Source organism: Peribacillus sp. NPDC097284 (assembly GCF_044761765.1).
Lineage (GTDB): Bacteria > Bacillota > Bacilli > Bacillales > DSM-1321 > Peribacillus.
The window spans coordinates 193,879-214,545 of record NZ_JBIWCZ010000006.1 but is presented as its reverse complement, the minus strand read 5'-3'; the positions used below and the strand labels follow the sequence as shown (position 1 = coordinate 214,545).

16 protein-coding genes and 1 pseudogene are annotated in these 20,667 nt (G+C 41.6%); 12 read left to right on the top strand and 5 right to left on the bottom strand.

Annotated features, from left to right (window positions below):
• Window positions 1–204 precede the first annotated feature (204 nt).
• Window positions 205–1,002, bottom strand: coding sequence for a DUF2935 domain-containing protein (locus ACIQXU_RS13725; RefSeq protein ID WP_402990071.1), 798 nt, complete (start codon window positions 1,000–1,002; stop codon window positions 205–207).
• A gap of 270 nt (window positions 1,003–1,272) precedes the next feature.
• Here ACIQXU_RS13725 and ACIQXU_RS13720 point away from each other — a divergent pair, with 270 nt between their 5' ends.
• Together ACIQXU_RS13720 and ACIQXU_RS13715 are read left to right on the top strand one after the other, a co-directional pair.
• Complete coding sequence (locus ACIQXU_RS13720) at window positions 1,273–2,928, top strand: FAD-binding dehydrogenase (RefSeq protein WP_402990068.1); 1,656 nt, start codon at window positions 1,273–1,275, stop codon at window positions 2,926–2,928.
• 373 nt (window positions 2,929–3,301) lie between these two features.
• Window positions 3,302–4,291 (top strand): nuclease-related domain-containing protein, encoded by a 990-nt coding sequence (locus tag ACIQXU_RS13715; protein WP_402990065.1) that lies wholly within the window; start codon window positions 3,302–3,304, stop codon window positions 4,289–4,291.
• 15 nt (window positions 4,292–4,306) lie between these two features.
• On the opposite strand, the gene ACIQXU_RS13710 is transcribed toward ACIQXU_RS13715, so the two are convergent.
• The 3 genes from ACIQXU_RS13710 to fdhF form a co-directional block, all read right to left on the bottom strand.
• On the bottom strand, window positions 4,307–5,356 hold the full coding sequence (locus tag ACIQXU_RS13710) for an Mrp/NBP35 family ATP-binding protein (RefSeq protein WP_402870809.1): 1,050 nt from the start codon (window positions 5,354–5,356) through the stop codon (window positions 4,307–4,309).
• Window positions 5,357–5,479: 123 nt separating this feature from the next.
• Window positions 5,480–5,953 carry a helical membrane plugin domain-containing protein gene (locus tag ACIQXU_RS13705; RefSeq protein WP_402870812.1) on the bottom strand — a complete coding sequence of 158 codons (474 nt, stop codon included), beginning with the start codon at window positions 5,951–5,953 and terminating at the stop codon, window positions 5,480–5,482.
• 17 nt (window positions 5,954–5,970) lie between these two features.
• Window positions 5,971–8,904: a formate dehydrogenase subunit alpha gene (gene fdhF, locus ACIQXU_RS13700; protein ID WP_402870815.1), complete on the bottom strand. Its 2,934-nt coding sequence runs from the start codon at window positions 8,902–8,904 to the stop codon at window positions 5,971–5,973.
• Between the two features lie 335 nt (window positions 8,905–9,239).
• Between fdhF and ACIQXU_RS13695 the strand changes: the two genes are divergently transcribed.
• From ACIQXU_RS13695 to ACIQXU_RS13650, 10 genes are all read left to right on the top strand, one after another.
• On the top strand, window positions 9,240–9,602 hold the full coding sequence (locus ACIQXU_RS13695; protein ID WP_402870818.1) for a Na-translocating system protein MpsC family protein: 363 nt from the start codon (window positions 9,240–9,242) through the stop codon (window positions 9,600–9,602).
• Window positions 9,603–9,663: 61 nt separating this feature from the next.
• Window positions 9,664–10,461, top strand: coding sequence for a formate dehydrogenase accessory sulfurtransferase FdhD (gene fdhD, locus ACIQXU_RS13690; RefSeq protein WP_402870822.1), 798 nt, complete (start codon window positions 9,664–9,666; stop codon window positions 10,459–10,461).
• A 312-nt stretch (window positions 10,462–10,773) separates the two neighbouring features.
• A complete protein-coding gene (locus ACIQXU_RS13685; RefSeq protein ID WP_402990061.1) occupies window positions 10,774–12,843 on the top strand; it encodes a Na+/H+ antiporter in 2,070 nt (689 codons plus the stop codon).
• Window positions 12,844–13,148: 305 nt separating this feature from the next.
• Complete coding sequence (gene desA / locus ACIQXU_RS13680) at window positions 13,149–14,201, top strand: Delta(5) desaturase DesA (RefSeq protein WP_402870829.1); 1,053 nt, start codon at window positions 13,149–13,151, stop codon at window positions 14,199–14,201.
• 93 nt (window positions 14,202–14,294) lie between these two features.
• On the top strand, window positions 14,295–15,413 hold the full coding sequence (locus ACIQXU_RS13675; RefSeq protein ID WP_402990058.1) for a sensor histidine kinase: 1,119 nt from the start codon (window positions 14,295–14,297) through the stop codon (window positions 15,411–15,413).
• Between the two features lie 11 nt (window positions 15,414–15,424).
• Entirely contained in the window at window positions 15,425–16,033 is a 609-nt protein-coding gene (locus ACIQXU_RS13670) for a response regulator (protein WP_402870835.1), read from the top strand.
• 118 nt (window positions 16,034–16,151) lie between these two features.
• On the top strand, window positions 16,152–16,673 hold the full coding sequence (gene msrA / locus ACIQXU_RS13665) for a peptide-methionine (S)-S-oxide reductase MsrA (RefSeq protein WP_402870838.1): 522 nt from the start codon (window positions 16,152–16,154) through the stop codon (window positions 16,671–16,673).
• A gap of 155 nt (window positions 16,674–16,828) precedes the next feature.
• Window positions 16,829–17,524 (top strand): response regulator transcription factor, encoded by a 696-nt coding sequence (locus ACIQXU_RS13660; RefSeq protein ID WP_402954447.1) that lies wholly within the window; start codon window positions 16,829–16,831, stop codon window positions 17,522–17,524.
• Entirely contained in the window at window positions 17,521–18,876 is a 1,356-nt protein-coding gene (locus ACIQXU_RS13655) for a sensor histidine kinase (RefSeq protein WP_402990055.1), read from the top strand. The genes ACIQXU_RS13660 and ACIQXU_RS13655 overlap by 4 nt, the downstream gene beginning before the upstream one ends.
• A 64-nt stretch (window positions 18,877–18,940) precedes the next feature.
• Window positions 18,941–19,492, top strand: a complete 552-nt coding sequence (locus tag ACIQXU_RS13650) for a PepSY domain-containing protein (protein ID WP_402954441.1) — start codon at window positions 18,941–18,943, stop codon at window positions 19,490–19,492.
• A 91-nt stretch (window positions 19,493–19,583) separates the two neighbouring features.
• On the opposite strand, the pseudogene ACIQXU_RS13645 reads toward ACIQXU_RS13650, so the two are convergent.
• Window positions 19,584–20,630: pseudogene (locus ACIQXU_RS13645) on the bottom strand (tetratricopeptide repeat-containing glycosyltransferase family 2 protein).
• Window positions 20,631–20,667 lie beyond the last annotated feature (37 nt).

Here is a 20,667-nt window from a genome sequence, read left to right as displayed (position 1 = left end):
TTTACTAAAAAGGGCGATTTTTTTGTGCATAAATTTCATAAAAAAAGGGTTGCCCTAAAAGTCATTTTCCTGACTTTTGGGACAGCCCCTTTTTTTGTCGAATGAAGCATGCAAACCATGGATATTCAACTGAAAGCAAAAAAGCCATTAAAAAAAGTGCTGGGATATAATCTTCCTCAGCACTTATCATTAAAATGTAATGTTTCACTCTTTAATCCGAGGTTTAGTAGGATCACAGTTTGGTGTATCAAGATTTGCCGATTCACTTAACTTCATTAGATAGTAACATTCTTCACGTAACATATGGTCCGCAATTAACGGGGCAAATGTTCCTAATGCTTGATTACTTAGCTCCAGCTCTTCGATTTCTTGTAAAAATCCCTGAAATAATTTAATTTCTAACTGGGCGTCTGAATTGAATCTTACCAAAGCGGGAAACTCAGTTACATTCGTTCTTAAATAGCCTGCCATTTCAACGGCTTTTAAGTAAAATTCCTCAAAATGCTTCGTGAATGAATCACTTTTCTCTCTTAATCTCTTTTCAACACTGTCTAAATTGGATGAAATCGTATCTGAATGACCAGCAGCATCTAATAACCATACAAGATGATGATGTAGTTCATGGTAAATAGGGGGAACTTGCCCTTCTTTTAAGTATTTTAAAATCCGTAGATATTCTTCTAATTCATTTATCATATGATTAATAAAAGTGGGGGCAAGGTGAATCTTGATTTTCCCGATAAGATGTTTCCTTAATAAATCTAATTTAAATTCGCGAAGTTTGATGGCCTCTACTTCAGCTTTTGCCGTTAATTGCATGAGATCATTTGATTTGGCATCATCCAGAAGTGTATCAAATCTTCGAATGAATTTTGAAGCTTTCTCAATTTCCTCCTTTTGAACAGGTGCTAAAGCTTCATAAATAAATCTAGAATGATCACCTAAGATTTGAAGCCAAAAAGAATGTTCAAATCTGGCTGTCTTTTCAAAACCATCATTCATACGGATGCCCCCCTTATTAAAAAAATACCCATTCAATTTTGATATATATTCATTTATGAGGGGAAGATTCTTAAATCATGTATTTCCAGTATAGGAATGTGAAGGAATCTAATTGCCGTAAAGTCACAATGGGAAGCTTAGTTGTCATAGACAGTTAGGTGCTTTTTTGTGTGTAAGAAGGAAATCGAGACTTAAGCAGGGAATATAGGGACTTAAGTAATAATATTGTAAACGGATACATAGTCTTTGATTTAAATCGGGGGAATATAAATGGAAATGGACGTGATCGTTGTCGGAGCTGGTCTTGCAGGGTTAGTGGCCACGGCGGAGCTAGCTGATGCAGGAAAGCGGGTTCTACTTTTGGATCAAGAGCCTGAAGCGTCTATGGGTGGGCAGGCATGGTGGTCTTTTGGTGGTTTATTCCTTGTGGATTCACCTGAGCAGCGTAGGCTTGGAATCAGGGACTCTAAGGAACTTGCTTGGCAGGACTGGTTGGGGACCGCTGGTTTTGATAGGGAAGAGGACGAAGATTATTGGGGCAAGAAATGGGCGGAGGCGTATGTCGAGTTCGCTGCCTGGGAAAAAAGGGAATGGTTATCCTCCCAAGGTATACGTTTTTTTCCGGTAGTCGGCTGGGCTGAGCGTGGTGGCTATCTGGCTGAAGGCCATGGCAATTCGGTTCCGCGGTTTCATATCGTATGGGGGACAGGACCTGGCATCGTTAAACCGTTTGAAGAGAGAGTTCGCAGGGCAATGGAAAAGGGGCTTGTCGACTATCGACCCCGCCATCGGGTCAATGAATTGATGACGGAAAATGACGCGGTAATCGGGGTGGGAGGATCGATACTCGTTCCAAGCTCGGCAAGCCGAGGTGAGGCGAGTTCCCGGGAAGTGGTCGGGGATTTTACATTTCATTCGAAGGCTGTCCTTGTCACAAGCGGTGGAATTGGTGCCAATCATGATTTGATTAGAAGAAACTGGCCTGCCCGACTTGGGAAAGCACCGAAGACGATGATTTCCGGTGTACCGGAGCATGTGGATGGAAGGATGCTGGCCATCACGGAAAAAGCGGGTGGGAGGATCGTCAACCGCGACCGGATGTGGCACTATACGGAAGGAATCAAAAACTGGGACCCGGTTTGGGACAAGCACGGGATTCGTATTCTTCCAGGTCCGTCGTCGCTTTGGCTGGATGCAAAAGGGCGACGATTTCCAGCCCCGAATTTTCCTGGGTTCGATACGTTGGGGACGCTTGAGGCGATCCAGAAGACCGGATATGATTATTCCTGGTTCATCTTGACGCAGAAAATCATTGAAAAAGAGTTTGCATTGTCAGGTTCTGAACAAAATCCTGATTTGACGGGGAGGAGCATTCGAAAGGTTCTATCTCGTGTACTGCCCGGTGCTCCAGCTCCGGTACAAGCTTTTATGGATAAGGGAGAGGACTTTGTCATTGCAGGTACAGTATCGGAACTGGTCGATGGCATGAACAAGATTACTGGGGAGAATTTACTGAGTGCTGAAGAGATTGAAAAGCAAATTTTAGCGAGGGACCGGGAGATGGACAACACATTCACGAAAGACCTGCAAATCACGGCCATGCGGGGGGCGCGAAATTATATCGGTGACCGATTTGTGAGAGTGGCTTCTCCCCATAAAATCCTGGACCCCAAAAAGGGCCCGCTGATTGCTGTACGGTTACATATAGTCAGTAGAAAGACGCTGGGAGGATTGCAGACGGATTTATCTGGTCGAGTCCTTAACGCAATAGGAAAGCCAGTGACTGGGCTTTATGCAGCAGGCGAAGTATCCGGATTCGGAGGTGGCGGAGTCCACGGTTATCGCTCCATGGAAGGGACATTTCTGGGTGGGTGCCTATTCTCGGGGCGACAGGCTGGACGTGCGATTGCAGATAACATAGATTGATGGACTTGCCTGGGCGTAGGTCCTTTTTTTGTCGAAAAATCGATATAATATGCAATTGCGAAGATAAAGTCCTTAATTTGGTTGATATAACACTTTCACAATTAGAATCCAAAGTTTGAAGATAAAACGTCAAAGGACGGACTGTAATATCAGCAAGTCCTTAATGAAATTTATCTGATATTGTCGAAAAATCGATATATCAGATAAATGGGAAGATAAAAGAGCATTTTCCGAAGATAAAATCCTGTTTGTGAAGATAAATATTCGAAAAGCGAAGATAAAACTCATTCGGAGGATATAAATCGAGAGTTTAAAGGAATATCACGTTCTGCCATAGAATTTATGGAGAGAATAACAAGATTGGAGTGATCAAATGATTATAAGGGAACGTAAAATCCCGCTTTCTATCCTGAAATTACAGGCTTTGTTGCGCAGGCTTCCACCAGCCCATCCGAAAATCCCCTTTATTATGAGTGAACTTAGTAAAAAGGAAGCTGGCTATAGGGGAGAGTGCGCTATCGATTTTCCTTTGAGTTTTCTTGAAACGAAGGAGTATTTCATATTCCATGATATCAGGTTACAGGATCAAACTCGTTTTTTCCAAATTGATACGTTATTACTATCCAGAAAATTCATCCTCGTCATCGAAGTGAAGAATATAGCAGGTTCCCTCTATTTCGATTCCACTTTTAATCAGCTCATACGGACGAAAGACGGAAAAGAGATGGGGTTTCCAGATCCCCTGATTCAAATTGAGCGTCATGAATCACAATTGAAGAGTTGGCTTATGAAACATGGGCTGACAGAACCCCCAATTTACTCTCTGGTCGTAATTAGTAATCCTCAAACAATTATCCGCACGAATCCTGAAAACCGCAATCTTCATTACAAAGTCATCCATCGTGATACCCTACCTTTTAAAATCCACCAAATCGAAAAATCCATCAACCAACCAAGTCTCAGTGATAAAGAATTGAAAAAAATCATCAAGATCATCAATAAGCATCATATTGAAGCGGATGCTTCCGTTCTCGAACGGTTCAATCTTTCCATGGAGGACCTTATAAGAGGAGTCATCTGCGAGAAGTGTTTGATGTCTCCATTATTGAAGCAGCGTAGGGAATGGAAATGCTCCAGGTGTGAGCACGAGAGTAAAGACGGACATATCCGAGCGTTAAAAGATTATTACTTCCTACTCGGTCCCACGATAACGAATCGACAATTAAGGGAGTTTTTACGTATTTCATCTTCTGCTAGCGCGACGAGAATTTTGCGTTCCATGAATCTTGTCAGTGAGGGGATGAATAAGGGGAAAGTGTATAGGTTGCCTTTCGAATATGAAAAAGAGGCTGACTCCAATTGAGCCAGCCTCTACCTATTAGGATTGATTAACTAAGTCTTCCGCTAATGATGCGAAAGTTTCACCAATGTAGGATTCTTCATCAAAAACGTTGGCGTCGTTGTTTTCTTTACGGTTCGAGAATGGGATGGTCGCGATCACTTCTGTTCCAAGACGTTTCGCAAGCATTTCTCCGCCGCCTTTTCCGAACAGGTAGTTCTTCGATCCATCTTGTTCTTCAAAGTAAGCCATGTTTTCGATTATACCGACGATTTCATGTTTCGTATGCTTGGCCATTGCACCTGCTCTTGACGCAACAAAAGAGGCGACATTATGTGGTGTAGTTACGATGATTTCTTTACCTTGTGGAATCATGGCAGCGACATCAATCGCTACGTCACCTGTACCAGGAGGTAAGTCAAGCAACATGTAATCTAATTCTCCCCAGTGCGTGTTCACAAGGAAGTTTTTGATCCACTTGTTCAGCATTGGTCCGCGCCACATTACAGGGTTATCATCGGCTGCAAAGAAGCCCATCGACATGACTTTCACACCATGGCTCTCAACCGGGATGACAGTTTGGTCGATCATCGTCGGCTTTTGGGTGATGCCCATCATTGCAGGAACGCTGAATCCGTAAATGTCAGCATCCAGAATACCGACGCGCTTGCCTAGACGTGCTAGTGCAACCGCAAGATTGATTGTCACGGTAGATTTACCGACGCCGCCTTTACCACTTGTGATGGCAATGAACTTCACGCCTGAATCAGGAGCAAGCATCTTTGGCATACCGGTTTCGGTCGTCGCATTGCCTTTTAATACTTTCGTCAATGTTTCCCGTTCTTCTTTGGTCATTGAACCAAATTTCAAGGATACACTTAAAGCACCGATTTTTCTTAAAGAGCTCTCGATATCATCTTGAATCTTAGCTTTTAGTGGACATCCTTGAATGGTAAGGACTACTTCTAGTGAAACATGTCCCTCCATGATTTTAATGTTTCGAACCATATTCAGTTCAACGATACTTCTATTCAATTCCGGATCTTGAACGTGTTTTAAGGCATCTATGACGTTTTCTTTTGTTAGCATTTCATCCGTCCTTTATAGTTATTATTTTAAAAAAGACTCAAAAGAGGCTGATGCCTCTTCTAAGCCTTCATTCTATTTATTGTTTACATTCGACTTGGGGATAGTCTGTTTAAATTATTGTTACTATTTTAGTTCTTTACCCATTCCTTTTAAGAAATGGACGCCGAAACCAATTGCTCGATTAATGTCGGGGTCGTTCAATACTTTTACTAAACTCATCACACCGATTTTTTTATCGGTCTCAATGAATTTGCTACCTTCATCGATGCCGGCAAGTGCGCTGCTAAGAAGCTTTGTCACTTGGTCGGTATCAGCCTTCATCAAGGCTCCAGTTGCACCCATAAGCGTATTGATTAAGTTGGTTACGGGTTCTCTGGTTACTTGTCCAAGAGCGACTTTTGCTATTTGTTCTTTTCCTCTAAGCATAGAAGTGGCGGCATCAAGCACGCCAGAGTCGTTCAGCTCACCGAGGATGTTAAACAGACTGTTTAACACCTCTTCATTATCGGTGACTAGCATTTTTAGTTCTTCGATTTTCTGTAACTTGATATCTTCCTCTGTTATAGGATTATGGATTTCCGTGATAGGAGCTGCCATGATCTTTACCCTCCTTATTATTTATCAGTTAAGTGTACATAACCCGGACGTGCCCACTTACGTTGAACCTCAACACCATTTTGAGGATGACGTTTTTTATTACGTGGGTTAGATCCCGGCAATGGAATTTCTCCGCTTTCTTTAAGCACTTCCATACGTACCTTTGTTTGTTTATAAGCAGGTGTACTTGTACGTTGATCATATATAGGACCAGTCAGGAAGTTGATGGCTGAATCCTTGTCGACTGAATTCATCGGAAGGAATAGTTCATTTTTCTTCACTCGGTCTGTAATAAGCACTCTTAATTTGACGGCACCATATGGTGATACCAATCGAACTAATCCGCCATCACTCACTTGACGTTCCTTGGCTAACTCCGGAGAAACTTCAACGAAAATGTCAGGAACTTTAGATTGAATTCCGTTTGATTTGTTCGTCATATTTCCTTCATGGAAATGTTCAAGCATACGTCCATTATTGATATGAAGATCGAATTCTTCAGGGAATTTATGTGGTTCTACCCAGTCAGCTATGGCAAAGCGAGCTTTTTTATCAGGGAAGTTGAAGCCATCCGTATAAAGAAGCGGTGTGCTTGATCCATCATGACTTCCCCATAGGAAGCTGTTCCAGCCTTCAAGTACTTCGTAATTGGCTTGGCTGAAAATAGGTGACAGGCTTGCCATTTCATCATAGATGTCACTAGGATGAGTGTAATTCCAATTTGCACCTAAGCGGTTAGCGATTTCTTGGGTGATTTCCCAGTCCGCTCTAGAATCTCCCAAAGTAGGAAGTGCTTTATATAGACGTTGGACACGGCGCTCTGTATTCGTGAATGTTCCATCCTTTTCAAGAGAAGGAGCTCCCGGTAATACTACGTCTGCATATTGGGCTGTTCTAGAAAGGAAGATATCTTGAACAACAAAGAAGTCTAAGCTTGATAATACTTTATCCACATGGTTTGCATCAGAATCAACAAGTGCCATATCTTCACCGACAAGGTACATCGCTTTCATGTCGCCTTTTTCAATGGCTTCCAGCATTTCAATATTGTGCATACCTGGTTTGTTGTCAATTTTGACACCATATGCTTCTTCGAATTTAGCACGGGCAACATCATCCGTAACACGTTGGTATCCTGGTAGGAAGTTCGGTAGAGTTCCCATATCACAAGCACCTTGAACGTTATTATGGCCACGAAGCGGATAAGCTCCAGCCCCTGGACGACGGTAGTTACCTGTAGCCAATAGAAGGTTAGAGATAGCAGCCGACGTATCGGAAGCACCAGTGTTTTGTGTAACACCCATTCCCCAAAGAATACAAGTACCATCTGCATCGCGAATCGCTTCTGCAATTTGGATCAATGTTTCTTTTGAAATTCCTGTGTTTAACTCTGCATAATCAAGGGTATATTTTTCTAGTATCTCTTTATAATCGTCAAAGAAGTGAACATTTTCATCGATGAATTCTTGATCATGCCAGCCTTGGTCGATCATATATTTAGTAACGGCCATCAACCAAACTTGGTCAGTACCTTGTTTTGGACTGATATGGATGTCAGAACGCTCAGCCATTTCGTTTTTACGTACATCGGCAACGATCAGTTTTTGTCCGTGTAGCTTATGTGCACGTTTTACGCGTGTGGCTAGAACAGGATGTCCTTCGGCTGGATTTGCACCGACGATGATGACAAGTCCTGCTGCAGCGATATCTTTAATCGTACCAGCATCTCCACCCATACCGACTGTGCGGAATAATCCGTCTGTCGCAGGAGATTGACAATAACGAGAACAGTTGTCGACGTTATTTGTTTCGAACATTTGACGTGCTAATTTCTGAATCACATAGTTTTCTTCATTCGTGATTTTAGATGAAGAAATGAATCCTACGGAATTGCCACCGTATTGTTGTTTGATTGAACCAAGTCTTGATGCAACCAAGTCAAGGGCTTCATCCCAGCTTGATTCAACGAATCTACCATTTTTACGGATCAATGGTTTAGTGATACGTTTTTCAGAGTTTACGAAATCCCAACCAAATTTCCCTTTAACGCAAGTGGAAATCGCATTAACTGGTCCTTCATGCGTAGGTTGAACTTTAAGGATTTTGCGCCCTTTTGTCCAAACTTCGAATGAACAGCCGACACCACAGAACGTACAAACCGTTTTCGTTTTCTTCGTACGTGTATCACGCATAGCTGCTTCTATATCAGAAACAGGGAAAATTACGCTGAAATCAGGCTCGACATCTTTAACTAGGTCGATCATTGGTTCCATAATATCTTCTTTCATGGCTGTCATGAAGCCAGCCTCTCCAAGCATGGATTTCTCCATTAACGCATTACATGGACAGATAGTTACACATTGTCCGCAACCCACACATGATGAATTATTGATTTCAGTTCCTTCATCCCAAATAACACGTGGACGTTCTGCTTCCCAATCGATGGATAGCGTTTCATTAACCTGTAGATTTTGACAAACCTCTACGCATTGTCCGCAAGCGATACATTGGTTCGCATCATAGCGGTAGAATGGATGGGACATGTCCACAGCCAAATCCGGTGTAGTTTTAGGCGTAAAGTCTTGGTGCGGGATTTCCATTAATTCTACAGTGTTGTGCAGTTTACAGTTGCCGTTATTATTGTCACAAACTGTGCAATATAATAGGTGATTCTCAAGAAGACGATCCATCGCTTCATTTTGTGCTGCTTTTGCACTTGTTGAATCCAATGAGATATCCATGCTGCTATCGACTTTTGTCGAGCATGATCTAACAAGTTTCCCATTCACTTCCACGATACACGTATCGCATGTTTGAATCGGGTCCACTTCAGGAACATAACAAACCTGTGGATGGGCTATCTTATTTTCATTGATAACTTCCAAGATTGTCGATCCAGTTTTTGCTTTATAATCCAAGCCATTGATTTTAATAGTAATTGAATCGCTCATAATTTTTCCCCCTCTTATTACCAAAAAACACGAAAAAAACCACCATGATTACACCTCTGTCTCTGAACAGTGATGTAAGTCATGGTGGAAAAGTTTAAAAGCAAATCTTGCCAATATACCAATCCAAACCATTATATAAATGATGGATAAAAGATAGAAACATAACAAATCTTATTATGTGACCAACTTTCACAAAGGTATTATACCTTTAATTATAAAAAGAAACAATCAGTATGAGAAAAGTAGTTATTTTCAATAAACTTTTTTTTTTAATCTTATTGCTTTATGATAAGGAAATACTAGATGAAATATCATATGTTAGGAGCGAAATCAAGATGTCAAAAGTAATCCATGAATTCAATGATATGATTCGAAAGCTCCGAAAAGAACTATTCGGAAAAGGGCCAGAGCGTATTCATACGGTTTTTGTAGATAATATGGCTGTTTCCACGCTATATGGGAATTTGACTCCGACGGAAATATTCATTTCGAGTACGGAAGAGGGCAAAGACATGGTTCATTCAGCTAGGACAAAAATGATTCAGGATCTTTATTCAGTTGCTCCTCCAGAGGGAATGGAAGAGTTGGTCGGTGCGAACCTGGTTCATTTGTTTTCTGATATTAAAGTGAAGGAAAATATAGCCATTTCTGTGTTTGTATTTGACCAGGACATAGCAGGAAAACTAAAATCGAACTGATATCATTCTACTGTTTTATATAAAAGGCAGAAAGTTCGCGTAGATAATAAGGAGTGAAGGCATGAAGGAGATAGAGAAAAAACGGGAGATCATCCGCATTAGCAAAGGGGAAGTCCAGCAAACGGAAGACACGGTTGTGACGGAATTTCCCGTCACGGTGAAGATCAATGGGCAAGAATTCGTGACGATGGTGTGTACACCCGAGTACATCGAAGATATGGTCATCGGTTATTTAGCCTCGGAAGGGATTATCCGGAAATATGAGGAAATCAAGGAAATTTGGTTTCAGGAAAAAGAAGGATATGTTCACGTCAAAACGGATAAGCTAAATCCTTATTACCAAGAGTTTCAAAATAAACGCTATATTACTTCATGCTGTGGAGGAAGTAGACAAGGTTTCGTCTTCGTAAACGATGCCCTGACCGCCAAGAAGATGGAGAATATGACGGTAAGGCTAACGCCGGAAGATTGCTTCCGCTTAATGAAAGACCTGCAACAGTCCGCGGTGACGTTCCAGCAAACCGGCGGTGTCCATAATGCGGCATTGTGTGATGTGAATGGGCTTGTATTAAGCCGAATGGATATCGGGCGTCATAATGCATTGGATAAGATCTATGGGTATTGCTTGAAGAATGGGATATCTTTAGAAGGAAAAGCGATTGTATTCAGTGGACGCATCTCATCGGAGATACTGTTGAAGGTGGCGAAGATCGGATGCGAGTTGATCCTTTCTAAATCCGCACCAACTGAATTGGCGTTGGAGCTAGCGGAAGGGTTGGGAATCACTACCGTCGGATTTATCCGTAATGATTCCATGAATATTTATACCTGCCCTGATCGGATTCAACTAAATGAATAGAAGTTATTAGACCCGAGTGGATGGCTGATCCCTCGGGTTTTATTTTGACGTCTTTTAGCTGCAAATGAAAAATCAGTTGATAATAAAATGAAACTTGAAAGTTGTCATACCTGTTTGTAATGAATAACTAAGGGGTATATCAATTATCGTTAATACAACAAAATATGCATGATTAATGCGAGAGTTTCATTTAAAAAATACACATTATAAGTAGGGACTATTATTAAAGTGGTGATAATCGCTTTAAAATATCTCTGCTTTTTCACCTTTTTAGAGGAAATCGTACAAAATATTAGAAGATAGGAGGATTCTATGTCATTTTTAATCACTTTGCTCGGCTTATTAGTTTCCACAATAGTCGCTACAATCTTAAATGCTAAATGGCCTCGTATTCCGCTCCCGATATATCAGATAGCCATGGGGGCAGTCATTTCATTTTTACCGCTCCACTTATCATTAGACTTTCATTCTGAATTATTTATGATTTGTATTATTGCTCCCCTCCTATTTACAGAAGGAAAAAACACATCTCGGAAAGAAATGCTTGAGTTGCGTAAGCCGATTCTGTTATTGGCATTTGGGTTAGTATTCGTAACTGTTTTTGCCGGTGGCTTTTTTATCCACTGGTTAATTCCAGATATGCCTTTGGCTGTGGCTTTTGCCTTAGCAGCGACCATTACCCCAACGGATGCAGTAGCGGTACAATCCATTACAAAAGGCTTGAAATTGCCCGGAAACATGATGCCCATCCTTGAAGGAGAATCGCTTTTCAATGATGCAGCCGGAATCGTTGCTTTTAAAGTGGCTTTGGCAGCTGCATTGACGGGCGTCTTTTCTATAAAAGATGCTTCGCTTAATTTTTTATTTGTGTCTTTAGGTGGGATTATTATAGGTCTCCTTCTGGGCTATTTAATCGTTAAATTGCGATTGTTCCTACGGGTTCATGGACTAGAGGAAATTCCTATGTCCATTGTTATTGAGCTGATTACACCATTTGTGATTTATATGGTTGCTGAAGAGTTCCATGTTTCTGGAATCTTAGCAGTGGTTACCGCAGGAGTCATACATGGCATTGAGCGGGATCGCCTTCAGAGTTCCACAACCAAGTTGCAAATTATATCTACGAATACATGGTCTGTATTAGGTTATCTTTTGAATGGTCTTGTATTTACTTTATTAGGATTCATGATACCGAGTGTTTATCAGGAAATTGAGTCCAACTTAAATAGGGGAACTCTTTTTGGAATTAGCGTCTTGATTGTACTTTTATTATTGGTGATCCGTTTTATTTGGGTATACATTCTTCATGATACTTTCACGAAAAACAGAGTGAATCCACTGGAGCAATTTATTATGTCCAGGGTTCATCCTGAAGATAACGATGTCGTGGATGTTAAGAATGTGTCAAAATCGCGATATGCCCTTTTGGCATCAGTTTGTGGCATACATGGTACCATAACTTTAGCTACCGCTTTATCCATACCAACTTTAATGCCGGATGACACGACGTTCCCGATGCGTAATACAGTCTTATTTATCGCGGCCTGTGTAATTTTGCTAAGCGTCTTTTTGGCTACATTTCTTTTACCGATATTAATAAAGAAACCGACTGAATCTGAGGATGAACGTCTTACTACTGAAGAAGCTTATAAAATTGTGTTAAATAAGACAATCCAACTGCTGAGTAAAGAGGCAACCATGGATAATCAGAAAGCGATTCATCAAGTAATGGAAGATTTAAATGAACAATTGATAGATTTGGAACGTGGAATAACGAAAAGGCCGGATAATAAGACCATACAGGATTTGATGAAGCTAGGGACCAGCAAGGAAATGGAAGTCGTTTCTGGGTTAGTTCAAAAAGGGGCTATCTCCGAAACAACTTTTGAGCTTTATAAGGTGTATGTTTCAAGAACGTTAAACTATATGCAAAAATCACCTCTGAAAAGAGCGTGGATTAATTGGAAGACCCTCTTTATCAAAAACAAGATCAATGTCAAATGGGATAAAAAGTGGGAAAACAAATTAGAGAACTCTATTAATAAAAATGCGGACCTGATCCGGGAGTTCCGTAAAGCACAAAAAGAGGCACAAAAAGAAGCGATGATGGTAATCAAACAACAAACTACTCCAGAAAACCGTCATGAAGTCATGCTGGTCATTCAAAGATATAATCATTATTTGTATCCATTCGGAACACTAAGTGAAAAAGAAGTTAATCGTTTCGAAGAGATGGTCAGTCGTTTTCAATTGAATGCGATGCAGATCGAACGTGATATCATTCAGCAAATGGTTGAAGAGGATCAAATATCCACTAGAACAGCAACGGAGCTTAGACAAAACCTGGTTTATGATGAAATGCTCATGATCCAAAGTCAGTAAAATGATGATTCCCACTATGCGTTTCGGCCGTTCGAGGTGAGGTAGGTTCTTGGCATTCCCTCCATTTCATGCGTAAAACAAGAAAAAAAGGAAATAATAGGGTGGTTAAATGCGACTGTAAGACGGGTATATGACAGATGTCATATGAGGTCATTGACGTTTATGACTACAGTAGGTTGAAGAATGTAACTATAATTGAAATATAGAAAAGAAAACATTCATCACTACTATATAGAAGTTGATTCATGCCATTGAATAGACGTTATTGAAACACTCCATATTTTTTACATTTTAAGGAGGAAACTATGAGTAAACACGATCAAAAGCAGTTAAGAAAAGAAGTTGCGCCTTTTGAAAAGTCGAATACGAAATCAAGCGTGAAGCAGATCATCAATACATTTCCACCATTTTTTCTACTCTGGTTCTTGGCTTACCAGAGTTTGAGCATTTCCTATTGGCTGACACTGGCATTCGCCATTCTTTCTTCAGGGTTCGTCATCAGGATTTTCATCATTTTCCATGATTGCTGTCATTCCTCTTTTTTCAAAAGCAAGAAAGCGAATAATATCCTAGGTACGATTAGTGGGATTGTCACTTTATTTCCTTATGAACAATGGAAGCACAGTCACTCGATTCACCATGCAACAAGTAGTAATCTGAACAAACGTGGCACAGGCGACATTTGGGTCATGACGGTTGATGAGTATGTTGCGGCTTCATTCTGGGGACGTCTTGCTTACCGTTTATACCGGAATCCGATTGTCATGTTTGGATTAGGACCTTTTTATCTATTCCTCGTTACCAATCGTTTGAATGTTAAGGGAGCAAGAAAAAAAGAACGGATGAATACGTATCTTACAAACGCGGCTATCGTGTTGATATACGGCCTATTATGTTTGGCAATCGGTTGGCAGGCATTCCTTATGATTCAATTACCGATCCTTTTTGTATCGGGTTCATTGGGCATCTGGTTGTTCTATGTTCAACATCAGTTCGAAGATTCTTATTTTGAAGAAGAATCTGATTGGGATTATGTGAAGGCAGCTATAGATGGAAGCTCTTATTATAAGCTTCCAAAGGTTTTACAATGGGTAACGGGTAACATCGGTTTCCACCATGTGCATCATTTAAGCCCTAGAGTGCCGAACTATAATCTGGAGAAAGTCCATGATTCGACGCTGCCCTTACAACAGGCTACGACGATCACGCTCGGCTCAAGTTTGAAATCTCTCCGTTTCCGCTTATATGATGGAGAAAATAAAACGTTTGTAAGCTTTAAAGAAATTAAGGAACGTTTGAATGCAACGAAAACTAAAGTTGAAATGACTTCTAAACGACCAAGTTTACAAGAAAAATAAATATCCCGACAAAAAACCATTCAGTTTCGATTGAATGGTTTTTTGACAAAACTTCGTAGTATATACTAGAAGGAAAAGGAACAGAGGGACGCTATGCAAAGTTGGTATCATATTTTTCCGAAGAATACTGGATTAAGTCCGTATGTCTGGATCATTTTCTGTATTCTTCCTTTTTACTTCATCTTTAGATCATCCTCGATGTCCGAAATCGTTTTCGGTATTATTATGATCATTTTATTTTTCATCTCCTACGGATTTTCGTTCGCCTCCAAGGGATGGGCCGTATATGTTTGGACAGGGATACAAATTGCCATTTCCATATCGATGACCATCTTTTTCGGTTTTATTTACTTTTCTCTTTTTCTAGCGTTCTTCGTAGGCAATGTTCAAAATAAGGTAGGCTTTTTTGTCTTATATTCGGTTCAACTATTGGCTACCATCGTGTCCGTCAATATTGGGTTCATCATGAAAGACCCCATATTCTTTTCACAGTTTCCCTTTATGCTCATTTGTATAGTGGGCGTGATTCTACTCCCGTTCAATACGTATAATCGAAATAAGCGGGATAAGCTAGAAGAACAGCTCGAAGATGCCCACAAGCAAATTTCGGAACTTGGGAAGATGGAGGAACGTCAGCGTATCGCGCGTGATTTGCATGATACATTGGGGCAGAAGCTTTCACTGATCGGATTGAAAAGTGACCTTGCTGGAAAGTTGATTGATTTGAATCCTGAGTCGGCTAAGAAAGAAATCAAGGATATACGTCAAACTGCGAGGACAGCGTTAAAAGAAGTGAGGGAAATGGTGTCGGAAATGCGTGGGGCGAAGCTTAGCGACGAAGTCATTCGGGTCAAGCAGATTTTGAAAGCTGCCCAAATAGATTTTGAGTTGGATGGTTCTACGGATTTACGAGCAACACCCTTATTTGTCGAAACGGTTTTGAGCATGTGCATAAAAGAAGCCGTGACCAATATCGTTAAGCATAGTCAGGCTACGCTATGTAAAATTTCCATTGAAGAATTGAAGACAGGCGTAAGGATTAAAGTCGAAGATAATGGGGTGGGTCTTACTCAAACTTCGGATTTCTATAAAGGAAATGGACTTCAAGGTATGAAAGAAAGGCTGGAGTTTGTGAATGGAAGCCTGGACATAGAATCAAACAACGGGACCATCGTTTATATAAAGGTTCCGAATGCAATTAAAAATGAATAGGTGGGATTAATTTGATTCGAATCGTGATTGCTGAAGACCAGCGGATGTTACTCGGAGCGCTTGGGTCCATCCTCGACTTGGAGGAGGATATGGAGGTTGTCGGAAAGGCCAGCGATGGAGAAGAAGCCATGAATCTCATAAACCGCTTGCAACCGGATATCTGTGTCACGGATATAGAGATGCCAGTGAAAACCGGACTGGATGTTGCGGAAGAGATTAAGAATAAAGGAATCCAATGTAAGGTCATCATTTTGACGACATTTGCCCGTCCCGGTTATTTTGAAAGAGCCAGAAAAGCTGAAGTGGGCGGCTATTTACTTAAAGATAGTCCAAGTGAAGAACTGGCCAATTCCATCCGTGTCATCATGGATGGAAGGCGCATCTACGCCCCAGAGCTTGTGGATATGGCCTTTGAAGAAGAGAACCCATTGACTGAACGAGAAACGCAAGTGCTTGGGCTGATAGCGGACGGAAAAAATACAAAGGAAATTGCCAACCAGCTTTTTCTTACCAATGGGACGGTCCGGAACTATATTTCGGTCATTCTCGATAAACTCGATGTCAGTAATCGTGTGGAAGCGATTGTTCGGTTCAAGGAAAAAGGCTGGTCTAAAGATTAAATAGGATGGGCCATATGGCTTATCCTATTTCTTATGAAATCAGCAACCACTACATAAAACAAATGGTTATGGTATATTGGTTTTTATTACATTAGATGAGTAAAGGGGGACGATTGGTATGGAAAAGGCAATATTTGCTGGTGGTTGTTTTTGGTGCATGGTTACACCATTCGATGAACTGCCAGGCATAGAAGGCATCATCTCCGGTTATTCAGGTGGACAGGTTGAAAACCCTACCTATGAGGAGTTGAAAACGGGGACGACGGGGCATTATGAAGTTGTTGAAATTACGTTCGACCCTCAAGTTTTTGCTTATGAGAGATTGCTTGAATTATATTGGCAGCAAATTGACCCAACCGATGATGGAGGACAATTCCATGACAGAGGAAGCCAATATCGGACGGCCATTTTCTATCATAATGAGACACAGCACCAATTAGCTCTTGAATCCAAAGAGCGACTAAGTGCAAGCGGAAAATTCAAGAAACCGATCGTTACGGAAATCCTTCCGGCCCAAACTTTTTATCCTGCTGAGGAATATCATCAGGATTATCACAAGAAAAACGAAAAACATTATAAAGAGGACCGTGAGAAATCTGGCCGTGACGAATTTATCAGTCAGAATTGGACGGGTAAATAATTCATCACGATTCCCAAACCTCTTGTTTCAATGTGAAAGCAGCCCTCTTCTAGAAAGATGGCTGTTTTCTTTTTAATCTTTTCAATGGGAATCGTCCATTTCTCATGATATTTTCATATTTCTTCAGTACACTAAGATTTAGGTGGTGTTGAATGATGGATAAACGAATTTTGATCATAGAAGATGAAGAGAAAATCGCAAGGGTGCTGACGTTGGAGCTCAACCATGAAGGGTATCAAACCGAATCAGCTTTTACCGGAAAAACAGGACTCGAGAGGGCGGAAGCGCAAGACTGGGATTTGATTTTACTGGATGTGATGCTCCCTGAGTTAAATGGGATCGAAGTATTAAGGCGATTCAGGAAAAAGAATGTTCATACGCCGGTCATCCTTCTGACGGCAAGGGATGCGGTACCGGATAAGGTGAATGGGCTTGATCATGGAGCGAATGATTATGTAACCAAGCCTTTTGAGATAGAGGAATTGCTGGCCAGGATCCGTGCGTGCTTTAGGAGCCAAACTGGCGGCGGCATTAAAGATGTAAAAGAGGATAGTCTAACGATTCACGATTTACAATTGGAACTGGGCACAAGAGATATCCTGCGTGCCGGTAAGCGGATTGAGCTGACTTCCCGAGAATTCGATTTGCTGGTCTATCTTTTACAAAATAAGAATCAGGTTCTGTCACGAGATCAGATCATCTCCCATGTATGGGGATATGATTTTTCTGGAGATACGAATGTGGTGGATGTGTATATCCGGTATTTGCGTAAAAAAATCGACTATCCTTATGATGTGCCTCTCATTCATACTTATCGCGGTGTGGGGTATAGCTTGAAGGAGCCCCTATGAAAATCCGGACAAAAATACAGTGGTACTCGAGTTTATTTTTGACCATCATGCTGGTCTTGTTAAGTGTCTTCGTCCTCGTTGCTTTTCTTTGGATTTCTATAGAGCGGGAACAGGATATGCTCGAAAATCAGGCAAAGCTACTAGAAGAAAACGTACAAGGGATAGATCTATTTTCCGGAGATTCAAAGGCGATTGAGCCCTATACGCCTGACGATGGGATGGTGCGGGTTTTCAATTCGAATGGTTCCTTGGTCAATCGCTTTGTTGATGAAGATGGACTTGAGGAGCTTGCGGTGAAATCATTTGATGATAAGGGATATAACTTTGCAAAGGTGGATGGGGAATACGTATTGACCTACCGATCTCCCTATCCGGAAGAAGGAGTTCCGACCGGGACGGTAGAGGTCACCCAAATACAGGATACCCTCTTTGAACAGTTATCCATACTGGCGCTTGTGCTCGTCGGTTCTTCCTTATTTGTCATTCTCTTATCGATCATCGCCGGGAAGTGGCTGGCAAACCTCATCCTTAAACCGATTTCCATCATGAGCCGGACCATGTCGGATATTGAGGAAAGCGGAGAATTCAAAGAGATCCCATTGCCGGAGAAATCAAAGGATGAACTTCAGGTAATGGGGGTTGCATTTAACAGGATGATCGGAAGACTTGAACGGAACTTTAATCAGCAACAGCAATTTCTTTCGGATGCCTCGCATGAACTGAAAACGCCGATAACCGTGATAGAAAGCTACGCTTCCTTATTAAAACGTTGGGGCATGAAGGATGAGGCGATTCTAGAAGAGGGAGTTGAGGCGATTCATCATGAAGCGCTCAGGATGAAGCAGCTGACGGGACATCTACTGAAGGCGGCTTCTCAAACGGAAACGTCTTCCGATATGAAGGAAGAGATCGAACTGATTTCATTTTGTGAGCAAATTGCCCAAACGTTCAGACGGACTACGGAACGGGAAGTGACTGTCAGTTCAGAGCTTTCTTCCATCCATACGGAGACGGTTTCAAGTAAGCTCGAACAGATTCTTATAATCTTATTGGACAATGCGATGAAATATAGTGATTCAGCGATTCACATTTCCATTCATGTGAAGGACGGAAGACTGTTGATAGAGGTACAGGATCAGGGTGTAGGCATTTCTGAAGAGCATCTGCCGCACGTGTTCGAGCGTTTTTACCGGGTAGATTCCTCACGGGCAAGGAAAACGGGGGGGAATGGGCTCGGTCTATCGATTGCTCGCTCCCTAGTTGAGTCTCTTGGCGGAAGATTGGAGATTCAAAGTGAAAAGGGAACGGGTACAACCGTCACGATTAGTCTTTCTCATCAAATTCTAATCTAGCATTCATGGTGGCCTCATAGAGAATGGTTATCCTTAAGGTACAACTTAAAGGAGGAATTCATTCATGAAAAAGACATGGGGCAAAATAAAAGAAAACATCAACAAAAGGAAAAAAGCGATCATAACGATATCAGGGGCAGCGGTTTTACTATTCGGTGGTGTTGCCGGAACGGCAGTATATGCGGTCAACCAGGGAACGTTATCTGAAAAGGATGCTATCAACATGATATCTGGAGAACTTGGTGGCGAGGTTGTCCAAGTCGAAAAAGAGTGGGACGAATATCCGATCACGTATGACATGACCGTTAAAACGGAAGAAGGTTATCAGGACGTGGAAGTCGATGCGAAAGAGGGAACGGTCCTTTCTCAAGAGATGGATGATGATCAGGATGAGGACGCATTGATCCAGGAAGCTTTGAAAACGGCAAAAATCAGCATGGAAGAAGCTGAAAAGATCGCCCTGAAGCAGGTGGAGGGTCAAATAACGGATCTAGAAGCGGATATGGAAAATGGCATCCTTGTTTATGAATTGGAAATCAAGCAAGACCAGAAGGAATACGATCTAGAAGTTGACGCGAATACAGGCAAAGTGTTAAAAGTGGATTTGGACGATTAAAAAGACCGGGCTGCCTTTCAAAAAGAAGAAGCACCTATTAGCTTAATGACTGATATAGGTTCACCCCCGTTTAAGATAAACGGGGGTGTTTTCATGTCTCGTTCATGTCTTGGAAGTATTTCCGATTATAGAGCACGGCAGGGTTATTAGGCACGAATTCAGATGCTAACTCATTATGCTTGTTAGCTTCACCGTACTTTCCAAGACGGTCATAGCACAAGCAGAGCTGGATATGAGGCAGCCATGTATAGCAACTTCGGTCAATGAAGGGGCTTTTATTTTCTGGAATGGCAACTTGTGTCGCTAAATTGTACCAGAATATGGCGCGTTCATAATCATTTTGCTGCAGATAAATAGAGCCGAGCCGGCAGCAGTTTTCTCCTCTTGGGGTATCGTATTCAAACGATTTTAAGCAACTTTGGATGGCTGGAAGCCAATCTTTGGTCTGGAGAAGGCAATCGGAAATCTTTCCACATGCTTGAATATTATCCTCGCTCCAGCCCTTGCCCTCATCGAGGAACTTTTGATACCATTCAATGGCTCTTTCGTAGTGGCCGTGGTCCTTGCACTCATTTGCAAAATAATATTTGTCACGTGGTGTGAAAGGATGGCCTGCTTCGAGTGCTTTTTCATAGATCTTCAAATTCCGGTCGCTATGGACCTTTTCCTTTTTATGAACAATCGCAATATCCGATTGAAAAATATTCCCCTTCACATCGAGGTATTCATGAACGAATCCAATCCAACGGAAGTTCTTTTATCGTTTTACGAGCCGGTTCCGACGCGAGCTGAAGCTAGGATTGCCATGCTCATCAAATGAGAGATGATAGAACATCATGACGGAGTCAACATAACTAGGAAGCGTTTCTTTGAGCGTTAATAACTTTTGCTTATTTTCCATTGTTAAAATGTCATCTGCGTCGAGCCATAGAATATTCGTCGCTTTCGAAAAAGCAAAATTCCTCGCTGCGGCAAAATCATCAATCCATTCAAAATCATACACATGATCTGTGAAAGTGGCAGCGATTTGTTTCGTCTGGTCTGCAGACCCTGTATCGATGATGATTATTTCATCTGCCACTTCACCTACGGAAGTAAGACAGGCAGCAAGCGCGTCTTCTTCATTCTTTACTATCATGCAAAGACTAATCGAGATAGCCATTTTTTCACCTCCG

What these genes read in the sequence shown, in the direction of transcription:
- ACIQXU_RS13720 (WP_402990068.1), top strand. Translation starts at nt 1,273, where the DNA reads ATGGAAATGGACGTGATCGTTGTCGGAGCTGGTCTTGCAGGGTTAGTG.
- fdhF (WP_402870815.1), bottom strand. Translation starts at nt 8,904, where the DNA reads ATGAGCGATTCAATTACTATTAAAATCAATGGCTTGGATTATAAAGCA.
- msrA (WP_402870838.1), top strand. Translation starts at nt 16,152, where the DNA reads ATGGAAAAGGCAATATTTGCTGGTGGTTGTTTTTGGTGCATGGTTACA.
- ACIQXU_RS13675 (WP_402990058.1), top strand. Translation starts at nt 14,295, where the DNA reads ATGCAAAGTTGGTATCATATTTTTCCGAAGAATACTGGATTAAGTCCG.
- ACIQXU_RS13710 (WP_402870809.1), bottom strand. Translation starts at nt 5,356, where the DNA reads ATGCTAACAAAAGAAAACGTCATAGATGCCTTAAAACACGTTCAAGAT.
- ACIQXU_RS13695 (WP_402870818.1), top strand. Translation starts at nt 9,240, where the DNA reads ATGTCAAAAGTAATCCATGAATTCAATGATATGATTCGAAAGCTCCGA.
- ACIQXU_RS13715 (WP_402990065.1), top strand. Translation starts at nt 3,302, where the DNA reads ATGATTATAAGGGAACGTAAAATCCCGCTTTCTATCCTGAAATTACAG.
- ACIQXU_RS13705 (WP_402870812.1), bottom strand. Translation starts at nt 5,953, where the DNA reads ATGGCAGCTCCTATCACGGAAATCCATAATCCTATAACAGAGGAAGAT.
- ACIQXU_RS13650 (WP_402954441.1), top strand. Translation starts at nt 18,941, where the DNA reads ATGAAAAAGACATGGGGCAAAATAAAAGAAAACATCAACAAAAGGAAA.
- desA (WP_402870829.1), top strand. Translation starts at nt 13,149, where the DNA reads ATGAGTAAACACGATCAAAAGCAGTTAAGAAAAGAAGTTGCGCCTTTT.
- ACIQXU_RS13725 (WP_402990071.1), bottom strand. Translation starts at nt 1,002, where the DNA reads ATGAATGATGGTTTTGAAAAGACAGCCAGATTTGAACATTCTTTTTGG.
- ACIQXU_RS13685 (WP_402990061.1), top strand. Translation starts at nt 10,774, where the DNA reads ATGTCATTTTTAATCACTTTGCTCGGCTTATTAGTTTCCACAATAGTC.
- ACIQXU_RS13660 (WP_402954447.1), top strand. Translation starts at nt 16,829, where the DNA reads ATGGATAAACGAATTTTGATCATAGAAGATGAAGAGAAAATCGCAAGG.
- fdhD (WP_402870822.1), top strand. Translation starts at nt 9,664, where the DNA reads ATGAAGGAGATAGAGAAAAAACGGGAGATCATCCGCATTAGCAAAGGG.
- ACIQXU_RS13655 (WP_402990055.1), top strand. Translation starts at nt 17,521, where the DNA reads ATGAAAATCCGGACAAAAATACAGTGGTACTCGAGTTTATTTTTGACC.